The organism is Variovorax terrae (assembly GCF_022809125.1).
Taxonomy (GTDB): domain Bacteria; phylum Pseudomonadota; class Gammaproteobacteria; order Burkholderiales; family Burkholderiaceae_C; genus Variovorax_A; species Variovorax_A terrae.
Map to the genome: position 1 here is coordinate 3,121,807 of NZ_JALGBI010000001.1, position 25,725 is coordinate 3,147,531.

Here is a 25,725-nt window from a genome sequence, read left to right on the forward strand (position 1 = left end):
GTGGAAAACCGGGCGGACGCCGCGCTCGCGACACCCGCCCACGGGGCGGCGGCTGGCGGCGGGCCTTACTTCTTCTGGGCAGCGGCCTTGATGTCCATGCCGATCTTCTTGTTGACGAACCGGTCGGTCGCCACCAGGTTGGGATCGACCTCGCCCGGCTTGTAGACGCCGGCCTTGGTCATGCGGGCCGCGAAGTCCTGGATGCGGGCCTGGTTGATGGCGCCGATGCCGCTGGTGAGCGACTCGCCCGAGTCCACCAGCCCCAGGTTCTTGACGCGCGCGAACTCGGCTTCGAGCTTGGCGTCGTTGAGTTCGGGGTTGAGGCGCTTGATCATCTCCATCGCGGGCTTGCGGTCGGCATAGAGGAAGTTGTACCAGCCGACGATCGAGGCCTCGACGAAACGGCGCACCAGCTCGGGGTTCTTCTCGACCAGGTCGCGCCGGGTCTCCACCATGTTGCCGTAGGTGTTGTAGCCCACGTCGGCCAGCATGTAGATGTCGGTCTTCACGCCCTGCTCTTCCGCGTAGATCGGCTCGGCCGTGGCGAAGGCCTGCTGCACCGCGTTCTTGTCGGCCAGGAACGGCGCCAGGCTGTAGGTGTAGGGCTTGAACTGCTCGTCGCTGAAGCCGTGCTCGGCCTTGAGCCACTGCCAGAAGCCGAACTGGTTGGACTTGGCGATCAGCACCGTCTTGGCGCCCTTGAGCTCGGCGAAGTTCTTGTACTGGCCGGCGTGCGTGATGAGCGCGGTCGGGTCCTTCTGGAAGAAGGCCGCCACCACCACGGTGGGGATCTTGGCGCGCGTGGTCTCCAGCGCGGTCAGCAGCCCGCCCGTGAGCAGGAAGTCGATCTTGCCGGCCGGCAGCATGGGCCGGTTGTTGACCTGCGGGCCGCCCTGCTGGATCTCGACGTCGAGGCCGTACTTCTTGTAGGTGCCGTCAGCCGCGGCCTGGAAGAACCCGCCCTGGCTGGCCTGCGCCTTCCAGTTGAGCGCGAACGTCACCTTGTCCTGCGCGTTCGCGCCCAGGCTGAGGGTGACCGCCACGGCGGCTGCAAGCAGGTGGGTCACCCCCGCGAAGCGAAACTTTGACATGCCTATCTCCAATCATGGTGCCGGTGAAACTGCTGGGCCGGGCTGTCGGCCGGCTGCAGGTGATCTCGAAATTACTATACAACCAGTTTAACCATTTGGTCAAATATTTTGCTGATGGACAACCCTGAGAACTTGTTCACAGTCTTTGAGCCCATCGGTCGCCGGGCTGTGCTTGCAGCAGCAGGGGCATGCGGCGGAGCCTTGCGCGGGCCGCCGTTTCGGCGCATCCTTCCAGACAGGCACGCGTCTTGAGGAGTCCATCATGCGCACCCTGGCCCACCATCACCGCGGGTTCCGTTTCCTGGCAGCGGCGCTGCTGTTCGGCTGGGCGCAGGTCCAGGCCGCCAGCCCTCCGGCTCCCGCCGTGCAGGCGGTCATCGAGGCGCTCAGCCGGGCCCAGGCCGCCGTGGTGGGGGTGCAGGTCACGGCCATCGAGGGCTCGCGCTCGGCGGAAGCGCTGGGCCTGGAGCGCAGCGGCTCGGGCGTGGTGATCGGCGCCGACGGGCTGATCCTCACCATCGGCTACCTGATGCAGGAGGCCGACTCGATCCAGATCGTCACGCAGGACAACAAGACCCTGCCCGCCCGCGCCGTGGCCTACGACCTCGCCACCGGCTTCGGCTTGGTCCGGCCCCTGCTGCCCTGGCATGGCCCGCGCCCCATGACGCTGGGCAGCCTCAAGGGCCTGCAGACCGGCGAGGTGCTGATGACCGCCACCGGCGGCGAGGAAGGCGACGTGGCCATGACCCGGCTCGTCAGCCAGCGCCCCTTCTCCGGCTACTGGGAATACCACATCGACAGCGCGCTGTTCACCAGCCCACCGATCGCCCGCCACTCGGGCGCGCCGCTGTTCAACCAGAAAGGCGAGCTGCTCGGCATCGGCAGCCTGCTGGTGCTGGACGCCGCGGGCGGCCGCCAGCGCCTGCCGGGCAACATGTTCGTGCCGGTGGACCTGCTCAAGCCCATCCTCGGCGAGCTGCAGCGCACCGGCAGCAGCCACCTGAGCCACCGCCCGTGGCTGGGGCTGGCGTCGAGCGAACAAGGCGGGCACGTGCTGATCGTGCGCGTCAGCCAGGGCGGGCCGGCCGAGGCGGCCGGGCTGCAGCCCGGCGACGTGGTGCTGGCGGTGGACGGCGCCAAGGTCGCAACGCTCGAGGCCTTCTACAAGAAGCTGTGGGTGCACGCCGAGCCCGAGGCCGAGATCCGCCTCACGGTGCTGCAGGGCAGCGCCCTGCGCACCATCGTGCTCAAGGGCGTGGACCGCATGAGCACGATGCAGAAGCCGGCCGGCATCTAGGAGGCCGGTTCACCCTGTTTTTGCATCAAATCGGCCCGATGTCCAGGCGGCACGGTGATTTTCAGCTATCACTTCGATAGCAGACCCTGCGCCACCGTGGGATAGCGCAGGCGTAGGCGCAGCTCCCGCTTGAGCCGCGCGTTGTCCAGGCGCCGCGACTCCGACATGAAGCTCAGCAGCATCAGCGGCAGCTCGTCGGCCGCCGTGCTGCGCGGCACGCGCGGCGGGCGCGCCAGGCCATACAGGTCGGCCGCCAGGTCGAAGTAGTCGCCCATCTTGAGCTGCGTGTCGTCGCTGGCGTTGTAGATGCGCTGCGGCGCGCCGCGCCACAGCGCCGCCAGGCAGGCGCGCGCCAGGTCGTCGGCATGGATGTGGTTGGTGTAGACGTCGTCGTCCGCCGCCAGCACCGGCGTGCGCCGCAGCAGCCGCTCGCGCGGCGTGCCGCCCTCGCGGCCGGGCGCGTAGATGCCGGGAATGCGCAGCAGGGCCGTGCGCACATGCGCGGCGCGGCCGTAGTGGCGCACCAGCCGCTCTGCGTCCACGCGCCGGTGGGCGCGCGGGGTGTGGGCCTGGGTCGGCTGCGTCTCGGCCACCCGGCGGCCCCCGCAATCGCCGTAGACGCCGCTAGTCGAGCCGTAGACCAGCGAGACGGGCGCACCGCGCAGGCGCAGCACGCGCAGCAGCGCCTGCGTGCGCGGGTCGCGCCACCACGGGGCCTGCCCCTCGGCCGGCGGCGGCGCCAGGTGCAGCACGCGGGTGGCCAGGCCGGCCAGGCGCCGGAGGCTCGCCGGCTGATCCAGGTTGCCGAGCAGCGGCGTGATGCCCTGCCCGCGCAGCGCGGCGCGGCGTTCCGCGGACGAGGTCAGCGCCAGCAGGCGGATGCGCGGCGTGGCGCCCGGCGCCGCGCCCAGGGCCTGCGCGGCGCGCAGGCCGACATCGCCGCAACCCACGATCAGCAGGCGCTCGCGCCGAAAGCGCGCGGGCAGTGCGCCAAGGGGGTTCTGGTTTGAAGGCAAAATCGGGGGGTTGGGAAAATCGGATTTCCCCCGAGGATACAGAAAAGATGAGCTTCAACATCACCGTGCAGCCCAGTGGCCGCGCTTTCACCGCCGCGCCCGACGAGGCGATCCTGGCCGCCGCCATCCGCCAGGGCATCGGCCTGCCCTACGGCTGCAAGGACGGTGCCTGCGGCTCGTGCAAATGCAGGAAGCTCGAAGGCACGGTGGCCCTCGGCCCGCACCAGAGCAAGGCGCTGAGCCCCGAGGAAGAGGCCGCCGGCTTCATCCTGACCTGCAGCGCGGTGCCGCTGTCCGACGTGGTGCTGGAATCGCGCCAGGTCACCGACGAGAGCGCCTTCCCGGTCAAGAAGATGCCTTCGCGCGTGACCTCGCTGGAGAAGAAGTCGCACGACGTGATCGTGCTCAAGCTGCAGCTGCCGGCCAACGACACCCTGCGCTACCACGCCGGCCAGTACGTGGAGTTCATCCTGCGCGACGGCGCGCGGCGCAGCTACTCGATGGCCAACGCGCCGCACAACGGCCCCGGCGTGGAGCTGCACATCCGCCACATGCCCGGCGGCAAGTTCACCGACCATGTGTTCGGCGTGATGAAGGAGAAGGAAATCCTGCGCGTCGAAGGCCCCTACGGCAGCTTCTTCCTGCGCGAGGACTCCGACAAGCCCATGGTGCTGCTGGCCTCGGGCACGGGCTTCGCACCGATCAAGGCACTGATCGAGCACCTGCAGCACAAGGGCATCACCCGCCCCGTCACGCTGTACTGGGGCGGCCGCCGGCCGGAAGACCTGTACATGGACGACTGGGTCCAGGCCCGGCTGGCCGACATGCCCCACCTGACCTACGTACCGGTGATCTCCAACGCCCTGCCCGAGGACAACTGGACCGGCCGCACGGGCTTCGTGCACAAGGCGGTGCTGGAAGATTTCCCCGACCTCTCGGGCCACCAGGTCTATGCCTGCGGCGCCCCGATCGTGGTGGACTCCGCGCGCGCCGAGTACTCTGCGCAAGGCGGGCTGCCCGCCGAGGAGTTCTACGCCGACTCGTTCACCTCCGAGCAGGACAAGCACGGTAACTGACGCCCCCCCGAAGCGCCTACGGCGTGGTGCTATGGCCAGAGGCCATGGCTCTTCGAGGCCGTCCAGACCTGCGCAGGCAGGTCTGGAGCCGCGGCCTCTCAGCCCCCTCAAGGGGGCGCCACCAGCGGACCGGCAAAGCCGGCTCCGCGGTGGCCCTGGCCTGGGCCGCGCGGTTTTCAGGCGTCGCGGGTGGCGCGTAGCGCATAACTGATACGGCAAAAAAACGCCCGTGGTCCTGGGACCACGGGCGTTTTTCCTGGGCCGGCGCCGGCCCGGGACGCGCTCACTTGGCCGCCGGCGCGGCTTCGGTCTTGGCTTCGGCGGCCTGCTTGGCCGCGTGATGCTTCTTGTGGTGGTGATGCTTCTTCCCGGTCTTGGCCATCGGCTTAGCCTCCGGGGCCGGGGCGGCGGGTGCCGCAGCCGCAGCGGGCGCGGCCGGGGTGGCTGGCGCAGCCGCCGGGGCCTGGGCGAAAGCGGCGCCGCCGGCAGCGAGGGTCAGGGCAACGAGCAGGGACTGAAACTTCATGGTGAACTCCTTGAGGGTGAAGCGATGGAGACGGCCTCCATGCACCTGCAACGCCCAAGGCCCCGGCGCCGCATCACAGCGCTTAAGCAAATGGTTGTAAGCGCTTGTCACGGTAATATTGGCCGATACCCTCAGGACTCCCCATGAAACGCAGAACCCTTCTTCTCTCCTCGATGGCCGCGCCGCTGGCGCTCTCGTCCGCGCTGCCGGCCCGGGCCCAGGCCAACAAGGTCATCCGCCTGGTCGTGCCCTATGCACCGGGCGGCCCGATCGACGTGACGGCGCGTGTGCTGGCCGAGCGGGTGAAAGACACGCTCGGGCCCGTCATCATCGAGAACCGCGCCGGCGCGGGCGGCAACATCGGCGCTGATGCGATCGCCAAGGCCGCGCCCGACGGCCTGACCATCGGCATCGCCGCCACCGCCACACACGCGGTGAACCCCTGGCTCTACAGCAAGATGCCGTACGACGCGGCGCGCGACTTCGCCCCCATCACGCAGATGGTGCGCGTGCCCAACGTGCTGGTGATGAACGCCGAGACGGCCCAGCGCCTGAAGATCAACACGCTGAAGGACCTGATCGCCTACGCCAAGGCCCACCCCGCGCAGCTCAACTACGGCAGCGGCGGCAACGGCAGCGCGGGCCACCTGGCCGGCGAGATGTTCAAGGCCCAGGCCGGCATCTTCGCGGTGCACATCCCCTACAACGGCGGCAGCCCGGCGCAGCTCGCGCTGCTGAGCGGCCAGGTCGACTTCAACTTCGACAACCTCGCCACCGCCGCGCCCAACATCCGCTCGGGCAAGCTCAAGGCGCTGGCCGTGACCACGCTGCAGCGCTCGCCGGCGCTGCCGGAGGCGCCGCCCGTGGCCGACGTGCTCAAGGGCTTTTCCATCGACACCTGGTGGGGCCTGGTGGCGCCGGCCGCCACGCCGAAGGACGTGGTGGCGAAGCTCAACCACGCCTTCGTCGCCGCGCTCAACGCGCCGGAAACCCGGACCCGCTTCGCCAACCTGCTGGCCGAGCCGGTGGCCAACACGCCCGAGGAGTTCGGCGCGTTCATGAAGAGCGAGCTGGCCAAGTACGGGCAGGTGGTCAAGGCCTCGGGCGCCAAGGTCGACTGAATTTCAGGCCATTTTGGCCTGATGTCCAGGTGGGGCGGTCATTTGATGCTATCAATCCGATAGCACCCAAAACGCCCGCCCTCAGCCCTCGAACTGCGGGTGCAACTGCCGGATGCGGTTCATCGCCATGCCGGCGGCGGCGGTGCGCGTTTCCACGCCGAGCTTGGCGAACACGCGCTCCAGGTGCTTCTTCACCGTCATCGGCGAAGTGCCCAGGATGTCGCCGATGTCGCGGTTGATCTTGCCCTTGACCACCCAGTACAGCACCTCGGCCTCGCGCGCCGTGAGCCTGAACGACAGGCTCATGGCCTCGATCACCGCGGCATCCGACACCTCGCGCATCACGATCAGCCAGTCGTCGTCGCCGGTCTGCTGGTGCAGGCGGAACGTCAATCGCCGCGGCCCCTGCTCGACCGACAGACGCGGCGGCTCGATCTGCTGCTCGGCCTCGCGCAGGTGGCGGCGCAGCCAGTCGATCACCGGCGGCGGCGTCTGCGGCGCGCTGGTGCCGTAGTAGCGCAGCAGCAGCTCGCGCGCCAGCGGCGTCTGCCACATCAGCCGGCCGTCGCCCGCGCGCACGGTGATGCTGGCGTAGCCGAAGGCGTCGAGCGCGTTGCGCGCCTGGCGCCGCTCGCGCGCGCCCTGCATGTGCACGCCCATGCGCGCCAGCACCTCCTTGGGCTTGATCGGCTTGGTCACGTAGTCCACACCGCCGGCCTCCAGCGCCGCCACCAGGTGCTCGGTCTCGGTCAGCCCGGTCATGAAGATGATGGGAATGTGCGCGGTCTGCGGCGCGGCTTTCAGGCGCTTGGCCACCTCGAAGCCGTCGATGCCCGGCATCATGGCGTCCAGCAGCACGATGTCGGGCAGCGCCTGCGCGGCGCGCTGCAGCGCGGCCTCGCCGCCGGTGGCCACCAGCACCGTGTAGCCCGACTCATCGAGCGCGTCGTGCAGCACCGCGAGGTTGTCGGGCACGTCGTCCACGATCAGCACCACGTCGCTGTTGGCGCGGTCGAGCGTGTGGTCAAGGGGCGTGGGCGTCATGGCGGGCCTGCTGCAACTGTTGGCTCATGGCATCGAACTGGAACTGCCGCGCCAGCTCGCGCATGGCGGCGGCGAACTCGGCGCACTCGGGCTGCATGCGCTCGATCTCGTCGAGCTGGTTCACGATGCCGCGGTAGAACCCGAGATGGATCACCTCCTGCAACGCCGCGATGCGCGCCGGCGCCGGGTACGCGCGCGCCGCCGGTGGCGCGGCGGCCACTGACGGCGGCGGTGCCTCGTCGAGCCAGGCCAGGGCCAGGCGGCGCTCCAGCCAGTCGAGCAGCTCGCTGTGGCGCACCGGCTTGAGGATGAAGTCCTCGGCGCGGATGCCCGCGTCGTTGTCCAGCCCCTTGTCGAAGGCGTTGGCGGAGACGATGGCCACATGGGCCCCCACGCTTCTCACTGCGTGTCGTGCGCTGCCCCCCGAGGGGGCTTCTCCGCCTTGGGGCGGCCCGGCGGCGGAGAGGGCCCCCACGCTTCTCACTGCGTGTAGTACGCTGCCCCCCGAGGGGGCTTCTCCGCCTTGGGGCGGCCCGGCGGCGGAGAGGGCCCCCACGCTTCTCACTGCGTGTAGTGCGCTGCCCCCCGAGGGAGCTTCTCCGCCTTGGGGCGGCCCGGCGGCGGAGAGGGTTTGCTCCAGCTGGCGCAAACGCCGCAAAGTCTCCCAGCCGTCGATGCCAGGCATGGCCAGGTCCATGAAGATCACGTCCGGCCGGTAGCCGGCGGCCAGCAGGTCCAGGCAGTCGTGGCCGCTGGCAGCGGTGCGCAGCTCGAAGCCCAGCGGCTCCAGCAGCGTCACCAGCAGCTCGCGGTCGGCCTCCTCGTTGTCCACCACCAGCACCTTGCGGCGCGGCCCCGCGTAGCCGTGGCGCGCACGCGCCGGCGCTGGCCGCGCCGGCTCGGCGGCCGCGCCGCTCACCTCGGGCAGGAACAGCTTGATGCGGAACACCGAGCCCGCGCCCGGCGTGCTGGCCACGGTCAGCTCGCCGCCCATCAGGTCGGTCAGCATCTTGGCCATGGTCAGCCCCAGCCCGGCGCCGGGTGCGCCCTGGCTGGCGCTGGCGCCGCGCGCGAACGGCTCGAAGATGGTCTCGATCTCCTGCGCCGCCAGGCCCGGGCCGGTGTCCTCGATCTCGATGGTGGCCATCTCGCGCGCATGGCGCAGCCGGAACACGACCTGCCCGCGCGCGGTGAACTTGATGGCATTGCCCAGCAGGTTGATCAGGATCTGGCGCACCCGCTTCTCGTCGGCGCGCACCCGCTCGGGCAGCGCGCTCCCGGCCTCGAAGCGGAAGGCCAGCCCTTTCTCGGCCGCCTGCAGCTCGAACATGCCGGCGATCTCCTGCACGCAGTCGGCAAAGTACATGGGCCTGACGTTGAGCGTGAGCTTGCCGGACTCGATGCGCGCGATGTCCAGCGTGCCCTCGATCAAGGACAGCAGGTGCTCGCCGCCACGCTTGATGACGGTGACCGCCTGGCGCCGATGCGGCGGCACCGCGGCATCCTCGCCCATGAGCTGGGCATAGCCGAGGATGCTGTTGAGCGGTGTGCGCAGCTCGTGGCTGATGGCGCTGATGTAGCGGCTCTTGGCCTGGTTGGCGTGCTCGGCCGCGCGCATGGCCTGCTCCGCCAGCAGCTTGGCCTGCTGCAGCGCCTCGTCGGTCTGGCGGTGCGACTCGATCTCGCGCACCAGCAGGTGGGTCTGGCGGTTCGACTCCTCCTGCGCCACCTGGCGGCTCTTGTGGGCCAGCACCAGCCACCAGGCCACGATGCCGGCGATCACCAGCAGCGCCATGTAGGCCTTGAGGAAACCCGAGCGCAGCGAGCCGTCCGGGGTGTCGGACACCAGCGTGTCGCCCAGCGCGCGCAGCTCCTGGTGGTAGAGCAGGCCGAACACCATGGCCAGCAGCGGCACCACGACCAGCATCAGCAGCAGGAAGTGGCTCAGCCCGGTGTCGAGATAGGGCCAGATGCGCCGCGGCAGCAGCCAGCGCAGCGCGCCCGACCACTGCGTCGACAGGCTCGCGTGCGGCTTGCACAGGTCGCCGCAGCGCGCATCGAGCGTGCAGCACAGCGAGCAGATCGGCCCCTGGTAGGCCGGGCAATGCGCCATGTCCGGCCCCTCGTATTCGCGCTCGCAGATCACGCAGCGCCGAAGGCCGTGGCTCGGGCTGCCGGCCCCGGCCGCCAGCGGCATCAGCGGCGCGCGCGCGATGTAGTAGCGGCCCTTGGTGGCCCAGGCCAGCAGCGGCGCTGCCGCGAAGGCCGCGCCCAGCGCGATCAGCGCCGAGAAGGCCTGGGCCGTGGGGCCGAACAGCCCCAGGTGCGCCGTGACGGACAGCCCCGAGGCCAGCGCCATCGCGCCCACGCCCACCGGGTTGATGTCGTAGAGATAGGCGCGCTTGAACTCGATGCCGGGCGGCGACAGGCCCAGCGGCTTGTTGATCACCAGATCGGCCACCACCGTCATGATCCAGGCGATGGCGATGTTGGAGTACAGCCCGAGCACGTCGTCCAGCGCCTCGAACACGTTCATCTCCATCAGCATGAAGGCGATCAGCGTGTTGAACACCACCCACACCACGCGGCCCGGATGGCTGTGCGTGAGCCGCGAGAAGAAATTGGACCACGCCAGCGAACCGGCATAGGCGTTGGTGACGTTGATCTTGAGCTGCGAGATCACGACGAACAGCGCCGTGGCCGCCACCGCCCAGCCGTAGCGCGGGAACACGTACTCGTAGGCGGCCAGGTACATCTGGTTCGGGTCCACCGCGCGGTCGATCGGCACCATGTGGCTGATGGCGAGATAGGCCAGCAAGGCGCCGCCCAGCATCTTGACCACGCCCAGCAGCACCCAGCCCGGCCCGCCCGCAAGCACGCCGAACCACCAGCGGCGGCGGTTCGCGCCGGTCCTGGCCGGCATGAAGCGCAGGTAGTCGGCCTGCTCGCCCATCTGCGTGATCAGCGCGATGCCCACGGTGAGGGAAGCACCAAACAGGTGCAAATCGAACCGGGCCTCCGTGCCCCGCTCACCGATGTAGTGCGTCACGCCCGCAAAGGCACCAGGATCGCGCACGAGGACATAGACGAAGGGCACCACCAGCATCAGCAGCCACAGCGGCTGCGTCCACACCTGCAGGCGGCTGATGGCGGAGACCCCGTGCGTGACGAGCGGGATCACCACCAGCGCGCAGATCAGGTAGCCCCAGCTCGGCGGAATGCCCAGCGCGAGGTCGAGCGCGTAGGCCATCACCGCCGCCTCGAGCGCGAAGAAGATGAAGGTGAACGAGGCGTAGATCAGCGAGGTGACGGTGGAGCCGATGTAGCCGAAGCCCGCGCCGCGCGTGAGCAGGTCCATGTCCACGCCGTAGCGCGCCGCATAGATGCTGATGGGCAGCCCCGCCGCGAAAATGATCAGGCCGGTGGCCAGGATGGCCCAGAAGGCGTTGATGAAGCCGTACTGCACCAGCAGCGTGGCGCCCACGGCCTCCAGGATCAGGAACGAGGCCGCGCCGAACGCGGTGTTGGCCACCCGCCATTCGGACCACCGGCGAAAGCGCTGCGGCGTGAAGCGCAGCGCGTAGTCCTCCATGGTCTCCCGGGCCACCCAGCTGTTGTAGTCGCGCCGCACCTTCACCACGCGCTGCGGCGCGTCGTGCTCAATCGGGGGGGCGGCGCTCTCGTTCACAGCCATGCGGTGCAGATTTCATGCCACAGCGAGCCCGCCGCCGGGCCATCCGGCGCAGGGGCCAGGCACGCCTATTGCTCGATAATGAATCGAGACTCCTACGATTGCGGCCCATGGAACTGACGCCCCGCGAAAAAGACAAGCTTCTGATCTTCACCGCCGCCCTGCTGGCCGAACGGCGCCGCGCGCGCGGCCTCCAGCTCAACTACCCCGAGGCCGTGGCCCTGATCTCGGCGGCCGTGATGGAGGGGGCGCGCGACGGCAAGAGCGTGGCGCAGCTCATGAGCGAGGGCCGCAGCGTGCTCACCCGCGCCGACGTGATGGACGGCGTGGCCGAGATGATCCCCGACATCCAGGTCGAGGCCACGTTCCCGGACGGCACCAAGCTTGTGACGGTGCATCAGCCGATCGTATGAAACACCCCCAGGCTGCGCTGCGCTTCGCCTCCCCCCTGCCGGGGGCAACGCCAGTGGCCCGGCAGAGCCGGTTCCACGGCGTTTTCTGGAAAGGGCCGGCCTGCGGCGGCCCGCTGACATCCACTCGCATTCATTGGAGAACCTGATGCGCACTTCCCGTTCTGCTCTCTTCGCGCTGATGGCGTCTGTCGGCGCCCTGCCGCTCGCCGCGCTGGCCCACACCGGTGTGGACAGCGGCGCGCACCACGGCGCCCTGGCCGGCCTGCTGCACCCGCTGACGGGCGCCGACCACCTGGCCGCCATGGTGGCCGTGGGCCTGTGGAGCGCGCTGGCCGCGCGCCGCGCCTGGCCCGACCTGCTGTGGGCGCCGCTGGGCTTCGCGGCCATGCTGCTGGGCGGCGCGGCGCTGGGCCTGGCCGGCGTGGACGTGCCGGCGGTGGAGCCGATGATCGCGGCCTCGCTGCTGGTGATCGGCCTGCTGGTGGTGACGCGCCTGCGCGTGCCGGCCCTGGCGGCCGCGGCCATCGTGGGCGTTTTTGCGGTCTTTCATGGGGTGGCCCACGGCCAGGAACTGACAGGCAACGCGCAGGCCCTGCCCACGCTGGCGGGCATGCTGTGCGCCACCGTGCTGCTGCATGCCACGGGCATTGCCGCCGGCTGGGTGCTGCGCCACGCCCATGCCTGGCTGCCGCGTGCGGCGGGAGCCGCCGTGGCGCTGCTCGGCCTCAGCCTGCTGGCGCAACGGATCTGAAGGGCCAGGCCATGATTCCCGGAGAACTGCTCACCGACGGCGCCGACCACGTGCTCAATCCCGGCCGGCGCACCCTCACTTTGGTGGTGAAGAACACCGCCGACCGGCCGATCCAGGTCGGCTCGCACTACCACTTCGCCGAAACCAACGGCGCGCTCGACTTCGACCGCAGCGCCGCGCGCGGCATGCGCCTGAACATCACCTCCGGCACGGCCGTGCGCTTCGAGCCCGGCCAGCAGCGCACGGTGGAACTGGTGGACTATGCGGGCGCGCGCCGCGTCCATGGTTTCCGCGGACTCATTCAAGGAGCCCTTTGACCATGGCCACCATCGGACGCCGCGCCTACGCGGAAATCTTCGGCCCCACGGTGGGCGACCGCGTGCGCCTGGCCGACACGGAACTGATCATCGAGGTCGAGAAGGACTACACCCTGGCCGCCGGCGGCTACGGCGAGGAAGTGAAGTTCGGCGGCGGCAAGACCATCCGCGACGGCATGGCGCAGAGCCAGCACACGCGTGCCGAAGGGGCGATGGACTGCGTGCTCACCAATGCGCTGATCCTCGACCACTGGGGCATCGTCAAGGCCGACATCGGTATCAAGGACGGCCGCATCGCCGCCATCGGCAAGGCCGGCAACCCGGACACGCAGCCGGGCGTGGACATCGTCATCGGCCCGGGCACGGAGATCATCTCGTGCGAGGGCAACATCGTCACCGCGGGCGGCGTCGACAGCCATGTCCACTTCATCAGCCCGCAGCAGATCGAAGAGGCGCTGTGCTCGGGCGTGACCACCATGCTCGGCGGCGGCACGGGCCCGGCCACCGGCACCCTGGCCACCACCTGCACGCCCGGCCCCTGGAACATCGAGCGCATGCTGCAGGCGGCCGACGCCTTCCCGATGAACCTGGGCTTCCTCGGCAAGGGCAATGCCAGCCTGCCGGCCGCGCTGCACGAGCAGATCAGCGCCGGCGTGATCGGCCTGAAGCTGCATGAAGACTGGGGCACCACGCCCGCGGCCATCAGCAACTGCCTGGACGTGGCCGACGAGACCGACACCCAGGTGGCGATCCACTCCGACACGCTCAACGAGTCGGGCTTCGTCGAGAACACCATCGCCGCCACCCGGGGCCGGGGCCTCTGCGCCTTCCACACCGAGGGCGCGGGCGGCGGCCATGCGCCCGACATCCTGCGCGTGGTGGGCGAGGCCAACTTCCTGCCCAGCTCCACCAACCCCACCATGCCCTACACGGTGAACACGCTGGACGAGCATGTGGACATGCTCATGGTGTGCCACCACCTCAATCCGGCGATTGCCGAGGACCTGGCCTTCGCCGAGAGCCGCATCCGCAAGGAGACCATCGCGGCCGAGGACATCCTGCAGGACCTGGGCGCGATCAGCATGATGAGCTCCGACAGCCAGGCCATGGGCCGCGTCGGCGAAGTCATCCTCCGCACCTGGCAGACCGCGCACAAGATGAAGCTGCAGCGCGGCACGCTACCTGAAGACTCGGCGCGCAACGACAACTTCCGCGCCAGGCGCTACGTGGCCAAGTACACGATCAACCCGGCCATCGCCCACGGCATCAGCCACGAGGTGGGCAGCATCGAGCTCGGCAAATGGGCCGACCTGGTGATCTTCAAGCCCGCGTTCTTCGGCATCAAGCCCGCGCTGATCCTCAAGGGCGGCTTCATCGCCTACGCCGCCATGGGCGACCCCAACGCCTCCATCCCCACGCCGCAGCCGGTGCACTACCGGCCGATGTTCGGGGCCTTCGGCGGCGCCATCGCGAAAACCTCGCTGACCTTCGTCTCGCAGGCCGGCCTGGCGGCCGGTGTGAAGGAGCGCTATGGCCTGGCCAAGACCCTCAGCACGGTAAAGAACGTGCGCCAGGTGCGCAAACAGCACATGATCCACAATGGCTACACGCCCCGGATGGAAATCGACCCGCAGACCTACAGCGTGCGCGCCGACGGCCAGTTGCTGAGCTGCGAGCCGGCGACCGTGCTGCCGATGGCGCAGCGATACTTCCTGTTCTGATGCTTCAAATCTCCAAACTCATTCCAGGCGGTCACGGGCTCGCGCCCGTGCTCGTCAAACGCGCGTCCACCGTGGAACTCGACTGGGACGTGCGCCAGAAAAGCCGCTTCGACGCCACGGATTCGCAGGGCCGCCAGCTCGGCGTGTTCCTGCCGCGCGGCACCGCCGTGCGCGGCGGCGACGTGCTGGTGGCCGAAGACGGTTCGCTCATCAAGGTGCTGGCCGCACCGCAGCCGGTGCTGGTGATCACGCACTGCGGCGAGCACGGCACGCCTTTCGATCTGGCGCGCGCGGCCTACCACCTGGGCAACCGGCATGTGCCGCTCGAACTCACTCCCACCCACCTGAAGATCGAGCCTGACCACGTGCTGGCCGACCTGCTGCGCGCCATGCACCTGATCGTGCGCGAGGGCCATGAGGCGTTCGAGCCCGAGGGCGGGGCCTACAGCTCCCACGGGGGCCATCGGCACGCGCAGGAGCCGGACGCGGGGCACGGCCCCGGGCCTGCGGGCCATGGCCACGCGCACGACCATGGCCACGGCGGCCACCCCCACTCCCACTGAGCAGGCGCTTCATGAATGAAGGCACGGGCCCCGATGCCGCGAGCCTGCTGCAGCTGATCTGGCTGGCTTCGCCGGCCCTGCCGGTGGGGGGCTTCTCCTACTCGGAGGGACTGGAGGCCGCCGTGGAATGGGCCGGCGTCAGCACGGAAGCCACAGCGTCCGACTGGGTTGCCGACCAGTTGCAGCTCACCCTGGCGCGCGGCGACCTCGCCATCGTGGCCCAGGCCATTGAAGCCTGGCGAGCGAATGACCTCACACGCATCCGCGGCCTCAACGGCTGGGTGCTACAGACGCGCGAATCGGCCGAGTTCCGCCTTCAGGCCGAGCAGATGGGCCGCTCCTTCGTCGAATGGCTGCGGCTGCACCACGCCGACGCCGCCGACGCCTTTTCCGGCCTACCCGCCACCTACCCCGTGGCCTTCGCCTTCGCCGCAGCGCGCACCCAGGCGCCGGCGCACGACGGCTGCCTGGCCTTCGCCTTCGGCTGGGCCGAAAACATGGTGAGCGCTGCGGTCAAGGCCGTGCCGCTGGGCCAGAGCGCGGGCCAGCGCATCCTGGCCCGGCTGGCGCGCGACATCCCCGCCGCCGTCTCCCGCGCCGCCGCCCTGGCCGACGGCGAGCGCCAGGCTTTTTCACCCATGCTCGCCGTGTTGTCGGCCCGGCATGAAACACAATACTCACGCTTGTTCAGAAGCTGAAAGGCCCCGCCATGAACTCCGCTCCGCACCCTGCCGCCCGCCGCACCAAGAAACTGCCGCCGCTGCGCGTGGGCATCGGCGGCCCCGTCGGTTCGGGCAAGACCACGCTGCTCGAGATGCTGTGCAAGGCCATGCGCGACAAGTACGACCTGGTGGCCATCACCAACGACATCTACACCAAGGAAGACCAGCGCCTGCTGACCGTGAGCGGCGCGCTGCCGGCCGAACGCATCATGGGCGTGGAAACCGGTGGCTGCCCGCACACCGCGATCCGCGAGGACGCTTCGATCAATCTCGAGGCCATCGACCGCATGCTGGCGGATTTTCCCGATGCCGACGTGGTGTTCGTCGAAAGCGGCGGCGACAACCTTGCTGCCACCTTCAGCCCGGAGCTGAGCGACCTCACCATCTACGTGATCGACGTGGCGGCCGGCGAGAAGATTCCGCGCAAGGGCGGCCCCGGCATCACCAAGAGCGACCTGTTCGTGATCAACAAGACCGATCTCGCGCCCTACGTCGGCGCCGACCTCTCGGTGATGGAGGCCGACACGCAGCGCATGCGGCAGTCGCCCAAAGGCATCAAGCCCTATGTGATGACCAACCTCAAGACCCGCGCCGGGCTGAGCGAGGTGGTGTCGTTCATCGAAACGCGGGGTATGCTGCAGGCCGCCTGAGCCGCCACACGAAAGACCGCCACCATGCAACGCTTCACCATCTCGCTGGACGACGCGCTGGCACAGCAGTTCGACGAGCTGATCGCCGCCAAGGGCTACGAAAACCGCTCCGAGGCCGTGCGCGACCTGATCCGCACCCAACTGGGCGATGCCACGCTGGCCGCGCGGACCGCCAAGTGGGCCGTGGCCTGCGTGAGCTACGTCTATGACCACCACGAGCACACCGTGGCCGACCGCGTGATGAGCCTGCAGCATGACCACCACGACCTCGTCATCACCAGCCTGCACACCCACCTGGACCACGATCATTGCCTGGAGAACGTGGTGCTGCGCGGCCCCACGGCTGCCGTCCAGGCGCTCGCAGAGCAACTGGTGGCCCTGCGCGGCGTGCGCCACGGCAACATCCACCTGGTGCCGCTGGGGGAAGATGCCCATGGCCACCGCCATCCGCGCTCGCACGACCCGGCCACGACGACCCGCCACACCCATCTGAAGCCGCTGAGTTGAGCAACGTGAGGCTCTGAAAGCGGCGCCGCTTCCGCCGCGCCCGTGAACCCTGCAACAATCGCAGGATGAAATCCAAAGTGCAGTTTCGCCTGCGCATCTACCGGGAGGACCACATTGCCGTCGGTCCAGGCAAGATCGCGCTGCTCGAGGCCATCGCCGAAACCGGTTCGATTTCCGCCGCCGCCAAGCAGCTCGGGATGTCGTACCGGCGAGCCTGGGTACTGGTGGACGAGATGAACCGCGCGCTCAGTGCTCCGGCGGTGCAGACCGCCACCGGCGGCATGCATGGCGGCGGCACGGCCCTGACTTCCGTGGGCCAGGACCTCGTCAAGCGCTACCGCGCCATCGAAAGCACGGCACGTGTAGCCGCCGCGGCCGACATCGCCGCCCTCACCCGGCTGCTGGCGCCATGATGCGCATCGCCTGCGGGCACGGCGCCGGCTGACCAGGATCAGCCCGGCCGCATGAAGCGGCCGGCTTACCGCCGCAGGACGTCGCCCGAAGCCGTCTCCTGTTCGATGCGCCACTCCTGGACTTCGGTCACACGGCGCCACTCCGTCCGGCTCGGAAACCGAGCACACCGTGGCGTCATGTTCGAGATCGCGCGTTCCATGTCTTCTGGAGCTTCTGTCGGCAAGCTGTGGGCCCTCACGCTATGTTCAACAATATACAAAGAGCATCCAGCGCCATGAGCGTCCCTGAAAGCACACGCGCCTCCCTCAAGGACCGCTCTTCGGATTCCGGATGAGCTCCATTCGAGCCGGCAGATGCTATGCAACAATATCGTAATATCCAATAAGACATTACGATACCGACATGGCTTCGATGGACTGGTTCCCGCTGATTCTTTCGCTGAAAGTCGCGGCCGTCGCCACCGTGCTGGCCCTGATTGCGGGGGTGACGCTCGGCTGGGTGTTCGCGCGCACACGGTTTCCCGGCAGCAGCGTGCTGGAATCGGTCTTCATGCTGCCGCTGGTCCTGCCGCCCACCGTGCTGGGCTACGGCATCCTGGTCGCGGCCGGACGCCGCAGCCCCCTGGGCGCCTGGCTGCGCGAGCACCTGAACTACACCATCATCTTCAGCTGGCATGGCGCGGTGGTCGCTTCGGCGGTCGTGGCCCTGCCCCTGGTGCTGAAATCGGCCAGCGCGGCCTTCGCGGGGGTTGACCGTTCGTTGGAAGCGGCGGCCAGCACCCTGCGCCAATCGCCGCTGTCCGTGTTCCTGCGCGTGACCCTGCCGCTGGCCTGGCCCGGCATTCTGGCCGGCACGCTGCTGGCCTATGCGCGCGCCATGGGAGAGTTCGGCGCCTCGCTGATGGTGGCCGGCTCCATCCCGGGACAGACGCAGACCCTGTCCATGGCCATCTACGACGCCGTCCAGGCCGGGCAGGACGACCGGGCATTGCTGCTGGTCGTGGTGACCTCTGTCCTGTCCATCATCGTGCTGGTTCTGTCGAACCGGTTTTTCTCACTTCGCTGAACCCAAGGAGCCCCGCAATGCGTCGATCCCGCCTTTTGTCCCTCGTTCTCGCGCTGGCCCTGCCATGGGCCGCCATGGCGCAGCAGATCACCGTGTCTGCCGCCGCCAGCCTGACGGACGCGTTCAAGGAACTGGCGCCGAAGTTCGAGGCCAGCAAGCCCGGCACCACGGTTCGCTTCAATTTCGCCGCCTCGGGCGTGCTGCTGCAGCAGATCAGCCAGGGAGCTCCGGTCGATGTGTTCGCCAGCGCCGATCAGGAAACCATGAATCGCGGGGTCGACCAGAAGCTGATCGATGTCGAGACGCGCAAGGATTTCGCCACCAACAGCCTGGTTTTGATCGAGCCCGCCAAGGACGGCCCGGGCCTGAAGGCGCTGGCAGACCTGAACGGCCCCGCCGTCCGGAAGATCGCGATCGGCAAGACGGCCACCGTGCCCGTCGGCCGCTACACCAAGCAGGTGCTCGACAGCGCCAACCTGTGGGCCGCGCTGGAGCCGAAGTTCGTGCAGGCCGACAGCGTGCGCCAGGTGCTCGACTACGTCAGCCGGGGCGAAGCCGAAGCCGGCTTCGTCTACCGCACCGATGCCGCCATCATGAGCGACAAGGTGAAGGTGGTGCTGGCGCCGTCCGGCCATACCCCGGTGTCCTACCCGGTGGCGGTGGTGAACGACAGCCGGCAGAAGGCGCTGGCCCGGGATTTCGTTGCCTTCCTCTCCACCGATGCAGCGCAGCAGGTCCTGACGCGCTATGGCTTCGGCAAGCCATGATCGATGTCGATGTGCGGCTCAGCGTCGCGGATCGCAACCGGCGTTTCGACCTCGCCGTGCGATTCGCCACGGATGCTCCGTTTGCCGCACTCTATGGTCCCTCGGGCTCGGGCAAGACACTGACGCTGCAGGCCATCGCCGGGCTGCAGCGTCCCGACGAGGGGCATATCCGGCTTGACGGACGCACGCTGTACGACTCCGCCGCCGGCATCCATGTGCCGCCGCCGCAGCGGCGCATCGGCTACCTGTTCCAGAGCTACGCGCTGTTCCCTCACCTGTCGGTGCGCGAGAACATCTCATTCGGGCTGACGTCCTGGCACAGGCGGCGGCCATCGGCCCCGGAACGCGACCATGTCCAGGCGCTGCTCGACAGCTTCGGCCTCGCCAGCATGGCCGACAGCCGCCCCCACACGCTTTCGGGGGGCCAGCAGCAGCGCGTCGCGCTGGCCCGCGCCCTGGCATGCCAGCCGCAGGTGCTGCTGCTGGATGAGCCCTTTGCCTCCCTCAACCCGATGCTGCGCCAGGCCTTGCGCCAGGATCTGGCCCGGGTGCGCAGCACATGGGGCATCCCGGCCTTGATGATCACCCACGACGTCGATGACGTGCTGGAACTGGCCGACGTGGCCTTCGTGTACCGGCAGGGACAGGTTGTGCAGGAAATCAACCTGCATGACGCCTCGAGCCGCGACTATGCGCGCCAGGAATGGGCCAGCCCGCCACCGCGCGAGCAGTCGCCGCTCAGGCAGAAACTGCATCGGATGCTGCTGGGAGCCGGCGGCGCGCGGGAGGCCTGAGGGCCGGGCCTTGCGCGGCCAGCAGCTTGCCATCGTCACACTTGATGGGCGAGCAGTTCATCCACCGGGATCGCCTGCGTCAGTCGGCAAACACCCCTGCCAGCCCCGTGGACCGGCCTGATCCGCCAGGGTGACTTTACACTCCCCCCAAATCTACAAAAAACTCAAAACCTCGGGAATTTGAATGCCGCAGCGACGGATTCCCCAGCCTGCTTCGTTCAAGCCAGGTAGGAACAGGCATGGGGCTTGGCCGGTCGCTCCCGAAAGAACATCTCATGCATGTCATGGTGACCATTGATCGACAGTGATCCCGATGCGGAACTGCTGGCGCGCGTGGGCCGAAGCGAGCCGCAAGCCGTGCAGGAAATGGTTGCGCGCAAGCTGCCGCGCATGCTGTCGCTCGCCATGCGCCTGCTGGGGCGGCGGAGCGAGGCGGAAGAGGTGGCGCAGGAGGCTTTCGTGCGTATCTGGAAGCATGCCGCACAGTGGCAATCCGGGCAGGCCCGGTTCGACACCTGGCTGCATCGTGTGGTGCTCAACCTCTGCTACGACCGCCTGCGCGGGCGGCGCGATGAAGAGCCCTATGAAGACGAACTGCACGAAGCGGCCGATCCGGCGGCCGCGCCGGACGAAGCACTCCAGGCCGTGCAGCGCAGCGCGCGCATGGCCGCCGCGCTGGCTGCCTTGCCTGCACGCCAGCGCGAGGCGCTGGTGCTGCAGTACTACCAGGAGCTGTCCAACGCCGAGGCAGCGGGGCTGATGGGCATCAGCGTCGAAGCGCTGGAGAGCTTGCTGTCGCGCGCGCGCCGCGCCCTGCGTGCGCAGCTCATGAGTGATTGAAAGGAGAGGTCATGACACCCGAACAATTCAATGCGCTGCTGGATGCCTATGGCACCGACTTTCGGCGTTGGCCCGAGGCCGAACGTGCCCCCGCGCGCGCCTTCGCGCTGCAGGACCGGCCCGAATGGCGCGAGCCACTGGCCGAAGCCGCGCTGCTCGACGACTGGCTCGACCAGTACACGGTGGCCGCGCCGGATGAGCAGCTCATGCGGCGTGTCGTGGCCTCCGCCACGGCGGCGGCAAGGCCTGGCCTGGCTGCGCCGAAAAAACCGTGGCGACAGTTGCGCTGGTGGTGGCCCGGCGCCGGGCTGGCAGGCATCGGGCTGGCGGGCACGCTGGCAGGGGTGTTTGCGGTGTCGATCGCCCTGCGCAGCGCTGCGCCCCCCACGCCGCTGGATTTACCGGAGCGCAGCACGGCTTTCAGCCAGATGTCCCCGGACTGGAGTGGCGAATGAACGAGCCTGCCCTCAAGCGCGGACTGGTGGTTTCACTGGTGGTCAATCTCTTTCTGGTGTGCAGCATCGCGGGCGGAGCCTGGCGCTGGTGGGCGTCTGAACGGGCGGCGACGGCCGCCGCCATGGCGGCGCAGCCGCGCGGGCTGCGTTTTGCGGCGGACGAATTGAGCGCCGATCAGCGCCGGGCGTTTCGCGTCGGCCTGCGCGATGCGCGACGCGATGCGGCCCCGTCCCTGCAGGCTGCTCGCGACGGGCGGCAAGAGGTTCTTCGCCTGCTGGGGGCGCCAGAGCTCGATCGCGCCGCCGTGGCGGATGCCCTGGCGCGCACCCGCGAGGCCGACAAGGCCTTGCGTGCGCGCGTGGAAACCAGTGTGGTCGATTTTGCGGCGACCTTGTCGCCCGAAGATCGGCAAAAACTGGTCAGCGGCCTGACGCGGCGCAGCACGCTGGGCCTGCTGCCTCCCGCGCAGCCCAAACCCTAGAAACAGGTTTGCAGCGGATTTCTGGCAAACGAGCGACGGATTCGGAGCCGGCCGGCGTTTAACGCAGCGAACCTGTGCCGCAGGCACGGTGCCTTGACAGGACGCGCTATGACCGCCTCATCCGCCACGAAGACCGCCGCTGTCGCACTCAACCGATTCGGGCTCGGGGTGCGCGCCGATGAATCGCTGCCCACCGACCCCAAGGGCTGGCTGCTCGCGCAGTTCGACCGCTATGCACCGCTGCCGCCCGCCTGGGCCGGGCAGCCGGACAGTGCCTCGCGGGTGACCGAATATGTGGACTACCAGCGCGCGCTGCGCCAGGCCGACGCGACCAACGAACTGGCGATGCGGCAGAAGCTGAGGAACCAGACGCAGGCCCGCTACCGCTCGGCGGTGAATGCCCGGGTCGCGAGCGCCCTGGCCACCCCTGCGCCCTTCGCCGAGCGACTGGTGCACTTCTGGGCCAATCATTTCGCGGTTTCCATTGACAAGGCACCGATCGCGGCGCTGGCCGGGACGTTCGAGCTCGAAGCCATCCGCCCCCACATCTTCGGGCGCTTCGAGGACATGCTCGCGGCGGTCGAACACCATCCGGCCATGCTGTTCTATCTCGACCAGGCGCGATCGATCGGCCCCGACAGCATGGTGGCCCAGCGCGCCGCGCGCCTCAACCCCGAGCGCCAGCGCGGCCTCAATGAGAACCTCGCACGCGAGATCCTGGAGCTGCACACCCTGGGCGTGCGCAGTGGCTACAGCCAGGGCGACGTCACCGAATTCGCGCGGGCGCTCACCGGCTGGAGCATCGGCGGCCTGCCCGGGCTGCCTCCCGGGGGGGCGCCGGGCACGTTCGCGTTTCAACCCATGCTGCACGAACCCGGGCCACGCACCGTGCTGGGGCAACGCTACGAACAACGGGGCGAAGCCCAGGCGCGGGCCATCCTGCGCGATCTTGCCGCCTCGCCTGCGACCGCGCAGCACATCGCCGACAAGCTGGCGCGCCATTTCGTGGGCGATGCGCCGCCCCCGGCCCTGGTGGAGCGTCTTGCCAGCACCTTCCTGCAGAGCCGGGGCGACCTGCCCAGTGTCTATCGGGCCTTGATCGGCGCGCCCGAGGCCTGGAGCCTGGCCCAGACCAAGTTCAAAACACCCTGGGAATGGACCCTGTCTTCGCTGCGCGGCCTGGGCTGGCGGGATCTGGGCGATCAGCAGCTCGCCCCCGTCCTGGTGCAGCTCGGCCAGCCCGTGTGGCGACCCGGTTCACCGGCAGGCTACGACGACATCACCGAGAGCTGGGCGGCGCCCGACATGCTGATGCGCCGGGTCGAGCTGGCGCAGCGCTTTGCGGCCCAGGCCGCAAGCACCGTCGATGCGCGCCTGCTCGGCCCGCAACTGCTGCCGGCCGGACTGAGCCCGGCCACGGCAAGCGCCCTCGCGCGCGCCGAAAGCCCCGCCACCGCGCTGGCCCTGCTGCTCGCCTCGCCCGAATTCCTGAGGAGATAGACCATGCCCTCGCGTTCACATTCCCGCCGCCATTTCCTTCAATTCGCCGCCGTTGGTGCCGGCGGATTCCTGGTGGCGCCGCACCTGGTGCTGGCCCAGGCCGCGACCGACCGCCGCTTCGTGTTCGTGATCCAGCGCGGTGCGGCCGACGGCCTCGACACCGTCATCCCCTACGCCGATCCCGGATATGCACGCCTGCGCGGCGCGCTCGCACTCGACACGGCGGCCGCGACGCGGCTCGATGGCCTGTTTGCCCTGCACCCGGCACTGGTCGAAACTGCCAGGCTCTATGCTGCAAAGGAGGCGCTGTTCGTCCACGCCGTGGCCTCGCCCTACCGCGATCGCTCGCATTTCGATGGCCAGAATGTGCTCGAGTCGGGTGGTTCCGCACCTTATGAAGCGAAGGATGGCTGGCTGAACCGGCTGGTCGCGCTGCTGCCCAAGGCCACGGGCGAAGCGATCGCGATCAGCCCCACCGTGCCGCTCGCGCTGCGCGGCGGGGCCGAGGTCGGCTCCTACGCACCTTCGGCGCTCAAGGAGGCACCGGACGACGACCTGCTGCAGCGCGTGCAGCAGCTGTACGCGCAGGATGCCCAGCTCCACGCCCTGTGGTCTGCCGCGATGGAGGCGCGCGGCATGGCCGGCCCGGCGGTGCGGCAGAACCCGGCCGAACTTGGGCAGCTTGCCGCACGGTTTCTTGCGCAGCCGGCCGGCCCGCGCATCGCGATGCTTGAAACCAGTGGCTGGGACACCCACAGCGCCCAGGCGCCTCGTATGGCGAATCAGTTCAAGGCGCTGGACGCCATGATCGCGGCGCTGCGGGAGGGCCTGGGCGCCACGTGGGCAAACACCACTGTGCTGGTTGCCACCGAGTTCGGGCGCACCGCCGCGGCCAACGGTACCGGCGGCACCGACCACGGAACGGCGTCGGTGGCCATGCTGCTGGGTGGCGCCGTCCAGGGTGGCCGGGTGATTGGTGACTGGCCTGGCCTGGCGCCTGGCGCACTCTACCAAGGACGCGACCTGCAGCCCACCACGGGACTGGATTCGCTGATCGCCTCGGCGGCAGGTGAGTGCTTCGGCATCGAGCCGGAGCGAGTCGCGAGAACGGTGTTTCCGCGGGTTGCCGGGGTGAAGACCCTGCCTCGCCTGCTGCGAGCTTGAGCCGAGGCCCTCACCTTACGAGGAAAGTTTTTTATTTGCCTGGCTGGACGCGGGACGCTCACCGGTGAGCGAAGCGATCCAGTCCACCAGCGGGGAGCGCAGTGAAGCCGTCGGGAGGGATGGCCGGCTCGCCGATTCGTCAAGAACAAGAGTCAACGAGGACATCATGGGACATTCGGAACTACCTGCGCGTCACGCGCTCACGCGACGCCGCTGGCTGGTGATTGGCGCCTGCGCGCTGGCGATTGGAGCGAGCGCTTCACTGTGGTTGTGGCGCGGCGCGGCCAAGGAAGCGAACCTGCCTGGCCCCGCCCTAGCGGGAAGTGCGCCGGCAGCCGGCACCGGCGGTCGGCGTTTTACGGCCGAGAACCGTGTCCAGCCCGTCACGGTGGGCACCGTTCAACGCCGGGACATGCGTGCCATCCACGCGGCCATCGGCAATATTGCGGCCCTCAACACGGCGGTGATTCGAGCGCGCGTGGACGGAGAGTTGCGGGCCATCCACTTCAAGGAAGGGCAACAGGTTCGCGCCGGCCAGCTGCTCGCCGAACTCGATCCGCGAGCTTTCGAGGTGCAGCTGGCGCAGGCGCAAGGCCAGCTGGCGCGCGACCAGGCCTTGTTCCGCAATGCCCAGCTGGACCTGGACCGTTACAAGGACCTGTCGTCGCGAGACTCGATCGCACGGCAGCAGGTCGATACCCAGGAGGCGCTGGTGCGCCAGCTCCAGGGCACGCTGCAGGTGGACCAGGCCGCGGTGGACAACGCACGGCTGATGCTGTCCTACACCCGGATTACCGCCCCCATCAGCGGGCAACTGGGCCTGAAGCTGGCCGACCTGGGCAACCTGGTGCGCGCCAACGATGCGACGGGCATCGTCACCATCACCCAGACCCAGCCCATCAGCGTGGTCTTCGCCGTGCCCGAAGCGCTGCTGCCGCGATTGACAGCGAAGCTCCGCGCCAGCGATGCGCCCGTGGTCGAGGCCTGGGACCGCGAGCAGCGCAACCGTCTCGCGCAGGGCAAGATCAGCACGACCGACAACGCCATCGACCCGGTCACCGGCACCATCAAGCTCAAAGCCGAGTTCGCCAACGCGCAAGGTGTGCTCTTTCCCAACCAGTTCGTCAACATCCGCCTGCAGCTGGACACGCAAGCCGATGCACTGGCCATTCCGGTCACGGCGCTGCAGCGCGGCGCACGAGGCAGTTTCGTGTATGTGGTCAAGGACGATGGCACCGTCACCATCCGCGGCGTGCGTCCAGGTGCAGTGGATGGCGAATGGGTCAGTGTCCAAGGTGAGCTCGCCGCCGGCGACAAGGTGGTAACCGACGGTGCTGACCGGCTGCGCGAGGGCGCCAAGGCGGAAGTGATCAAGCCGCCACCGCGCCCCGCTTCAGCGGCCAGCCCACGGGCCGCCGAAGAGACCACAGGCGCGCACCGTGCAGCGTCAGCACCCTCCACCTCCGCAAGCGCACCGGCGCCCAAAGCCAAGGGCGGCAGCAGCCATGCCGCGCCATCCGCTCAACCTGCCGCAAGCGCCCCGCCCCGGCCCGCGGCGGCAGGCGCCGCCTCAGGAGGGGCGGCCACCGCAGAACGGCCCGCCTGGCTGGACCGCCTGCCGCCCGAGGTGCAGGAGCGCTTCATGAAGATGACGCCGGAGGAGCGCCGCGCGTTCATCGAAAAACTGCGCGAACGGCGCCGCCAGATGGAAAGCGGGGGCGGCTAAGCGCTGCTCGAC

The 25,725-nt window shown here is 69.0% G+C and carries 26 protein-coding genes; 21 read left to right on the plus strand and 5 right to left on the minus strand.

Annotation, left to right across the window (positions count from 1 at the left end; translation table 11 throughout):
- Positions 1-65 precede the first annotated feature (65 nt).
- Entirely contained in the window at positions 66-1,091 is a 1,026-nt protein-coding gene (locus MMF98_RS14710; protein ID WP_243307116.1) for an ABC transporter substrate-binding protein, read from the minus strand.
- A 262-nt stretch (positions 1,092-1,353) separates the two neighbouring features.
- Between MMF98_RS14710 and MMF98_RS14715 the strand changes: the two genes are divergently transcribed.
- Positions 1,354-2,388 carry a S1C family serine protease gene (locus tag MMF98_RS14715; protein WP_243307117.1) on the plus strand — a complete coding sequence of 345 codons (1,035 nt, stop codon included), beginning with the start codon at positions 1,354-1,356 and terminating at the stop codon, positions 2,386-2,388.
- Positions 2,389-2,456: 68 nt separating this feature from the next.
- Here the strand turns inward: MMF98_RS14715 and MMF98_RS14720 are convergent, their stop codons facing one another.
- Positions 2,457-3,404, minus strand: coding sequence for an NAD-dependent epimerase/dehydratase family protein (locus MMF98_RS14720; RefSeq protein WP_243307118.1), 948 nt, complete (start codon positions 3,402-3,404; stop codon positions 2,457-2,459).
- 47 nt (positions 3,405-3,451) lie between these two features.
- Here MMF98_RS14720 and MMF98_RS14725 point away from each other — a divergent pair, with 47 nt between their 5' ends.
- On the plus strand, positions 3,452-4,480 hold the full coding sequence (locus MMF98_RS14725; protein ID WP_243307119.1) for a CDP-6-deoxy-delta-3,4-glucoseen reductase: 1,029 nt from the start codon (positions 3,452-3,454) through the stop codon (positions 4,478-4,480).
- Positions 4,481-4,763: 283 nt separating this feature from the next.
- Here MMF98_RS14725 and MMF98_RS14730 read toward each other — a convergent pair whose 3' ends face one another.
- Positions 4,764-5,006 carry a hypothetical protein gene (locus tag MMF98_RS14730; protein ID WP_243307120.1) on the minus strand — a complete coding sequence of 81 codons (243 nt, stop codon included), beginning with the start codon at positions 5,004-5,006 and terminating at the stop codon, positions 4,764-4,766.
- Between the two features lie 143 nt (positions 5,007-5,149).
- On the opposite strand from MMF98_RS14730, the gene MMF98_RS14735 reads away from it, so the two are divergent.
- On the plus strand, positions 5,150-6,127 hold the full coding sequence (locus tag MMF98_RS14735) for a Bug family tripartite tricarboxylate transporter substrate binding protein (protein ID WP_243307121.1): 978 nt from the start codon (positions 5,150-5,152) through the stop codon (positions 6,125-6,127).
- An 81-nt stretch (positions 6,128-6,208) separates the two neighbouring features.
- Here the strand turns inward: MMF98_RS14735 and MMF98_RS14740 are convergent, their stop codons facing one another.
- Both MMF98_RS14740 and MMF98_RS14745 read right to left on the minus strand, forming a co-directional pair.
- Positions 6,209-7,171: a response regulator transcription factor gene (locus MMF98_RS14740; RefSeq protein WP_243307122.1), complete on the minus strand. Its 963-nt coding sequence runs from the start codon at positions 7,169-7,171 to the stop codon at positions 6,209-6,211.
- Entirely contained in the window at positions 7,152-10,865 is a 3,714-nt protein-coding gene (locus MMF98_RS14745) for a hybrid sensor histidine kinase/response regulator (protein ID WP_243307124.1), read from the minus strand. Before MMF98_RS14745 ends, MMF98_RS14740 begins: the two co-directional genes overlap by 20 nt.
- 107 nt (positions 10,866-10,972) lie before the next feature.
- Here MMF98_RS14745 and MMF98_RS14750 point away from each other — a divergent pair, with 107 nt between their 5' ends.
- The 18 genes from MMF98_RS14750 (at position 10,973) to MMF98_RS14835 (ending at position 25,713) form a co-directional block, all read left to right on the plus strand.
- Positions 10,973-11,275: an urease subunit gamma gene (locus MMF98_RS14750; RefSeq protein WP_243307126.1), complete on the plus strand. Its 303-nt coding sequence runs from the start codon at positions 10,973-10,975 to the stop codon at positions 11,273-11,275.
- A 145-nt stretch (positions 11,276-11,420) separates the two neighbouring features.
- Complete coding sequence (locus tag MMF98_RS14755; protein WP_243307128.1) at positions 11,421-12,026, plus strand: HupE/UreJ family protein; 606 nt, start codon at positions 11,421-11,423, stop codon at positions 12,024-12,026.
- A gap of 11 nt (positions 12,027-12,037) precedes the next feature.
- Positions 12,038-12,343: an urease subunit beta gene (locus MMF98_RS14760; protein ID WP_243307129.1), complete on the plus strand. Its 306-nt coding sequence runs from the start codon at positions 12,038-12,040 to the stop codon at positions 12,341-12,343.
- A 2-nt stretch (positions 12,344-12,345) separates the two neighbouring features.
- Positions 12,346-14,064 (plus strand): urease subunit alpha, encoded by a 1,719-nt coding sequence (ureC, locus tag MMF98_RS14765; protein ID WP_243307131.1) that lies wholly within the window; start codon positions 12,346-12,348, stop codon positions 14,062-14,064.
- 47 nt (positions 14,065-14,111) lie between these two features.
- Complete coding sequence (ureE, locus tag MMF98_RS14770) at positions 14,112-14,627, plus strand: urease accessory protein UreE (protein WP_243307132.1); 516 nt, start codon at positions 14,112-14,114, stop codon at positions 14,625-14,627.
- Positions 14,628-14,638: 11 nt separating this feature from the next.
- Entirely contained in the window at positions 14,639-15,325 is a 687-nt protein-coding gene (locus MMF98_RS14775) for an urease accessory protein UreF (RefSeq protein ID WP_243307134.1), read from the plus strand.
- A gap of 11 nt (positions 15,326-15,336) precedes the next feature.
- On the plus strand, positions 15,337-15,999 hold the full coding sequence (gene ureG / locus MMF98_RS14780) for an urease accessory protein UreG (RefSeq protein ID WP_243307135.1): 663 nt from the start codon (positions 15,337-15,339) through the stop codon (positions 15,997-15,999).
- Between the two features lie 24 nt (positions 16,000-16,023).
- Positions 16,024-16,506 carry a nickel-responsive transcriptional regulator NikR gene (gene nikR / locus MMF98_RS14785; protein ID WP_243307136.1) on the plus strand — a complete coding sequence of 161 codons (483 nt, stop codon included), beginning with the start codon at positions 16,024-16,026 and terminating at the stop codon, positions 16,504-16,506.
- 65 nt (positions 16,507-16,571) lie between these two features.
- Complete coding sequence (locus tag MMF98_RS14790; RefSeq protein ID WP_243307137.1) at positions 16,572-16,919, plus strand: winged helix-turn-helix domain-containing protein; 348 nt, start codon at positions 16,572-16,574, stop codon at positions 16,917-16,919.
- A gap of 403 nt (positions 16,920-17,322) precedes the next feature.
- Positions 17,323-17,985, plus strand: a complete 663-nt coding sequence (gene modB / locus MMF98_RS14795; RefSeq protein WP_243307138.1) for a molybdate ABC transporter permease subunit — start codon at positions 17,323-17,325, stop codon at positions 17,983-17,985.
- Positions 17,986-18,002: 17 nt separating this feature from the next.
- A complete protein-coding gene (gene modA, locus MMF98_RS14800; protein WP_243307139.1) occupies positions 18,003-18,752 on the plus strand; it encodes a molybdate ABC transporter substrate-binding protein in 750 nt (249 codons plus the stop codon).
- Positions 18,749-19,546, plus strand: coding sequence for an ABC transporter ATP-binding protein (locus tag MMF98_RS14805; RefSeq protein ID WP_243307140.1), 798 nt, complete (start codon positions 18,749-18,751; stop codon positions 19,544-19,546). Before modA ends, MMF98_RS14805 begins: the two co-directional genes overlap by 4 nt.
- A gap of 294 nt (positions 19,547-19,840) precedes the next feature.
- Positions 19,841-20,386: an RNA polymerase sigma factor gene (locus tag MMF98_RS14810; RefSeq protein ID WP_243307142.1), complete on the plus strand. Its 546-nt coding sequence runs from the start codon at positions 19,841-19,843 to the stop codon at positions 20,384-20,386.
- An 11-nt stretch (positions 20,387-20,397) separates the two neighbouring features.
- The gene (locus tag MMF98_RS14815; RefSeq protein WP_243307143.1) at positions 20,398-20,841 is read left to right on the plus strand and encodes a hypothetical protein; all 444 of its coding nucleotides are present in this window, start codon (positions 20,398-20,400) and stop codon (positions 20,839-20,841) included.
- Positions 20,838-21,323, plus strand: a complete 486-nt coding sequence (locus tag MMF98_RS14820; RefSeq protein WP_243307145.1) for a periplasmic heavy metal sensor — start codon at positions 20,838-20,840, stop codon at positions 21,321-21,323. The genes MMF98_RS14815 and MMF98_RS14820 overlap by 4 nt, the downstream gene beginning before the upstream one ends.
- Before the next feature lie 108 nt (positions 21,324-21,431).
- The gene (locus MMF98_RS14825) at positions 21,432-22,823 is read left to right on the plus strand and encodes a DUF1800 domain-containing protein (protein ID WP_243307146.1); all 1,392 of its coding nucleotides are present in this window, start codon (positions 21,432-21,434) and stop codon (positions 22,821-22,823) included.
- A gap of 3 nt (positions 22,824-22,826) precedes the next feature.
- Complete coding sequence (locus tag MMF98_RS14830; protein WP_243307147.1) at positions 22,827-23,987, plus strand: DUF1501 domain-containing protein; 1,161 nt, start codon at positions 22,827-22,829, stop codon at positions 23,985-23,987.
- 64 nt (positions 23,988-24,051) lie between these two features.
- Entirely contained in the window at positions 24,052-25,713 is a 1,662-nt protein-coding gene (locus tag MMF98_RS14835; protein ID WP_243307148.1) for an MdtA/MuxA family multidrug efflux RND transporter periplasmic adaptor subunit, read from the plus strand.
- The last annotated feature ends 12 nt before the right edge of the window (positions 25,714-25,725 follow it).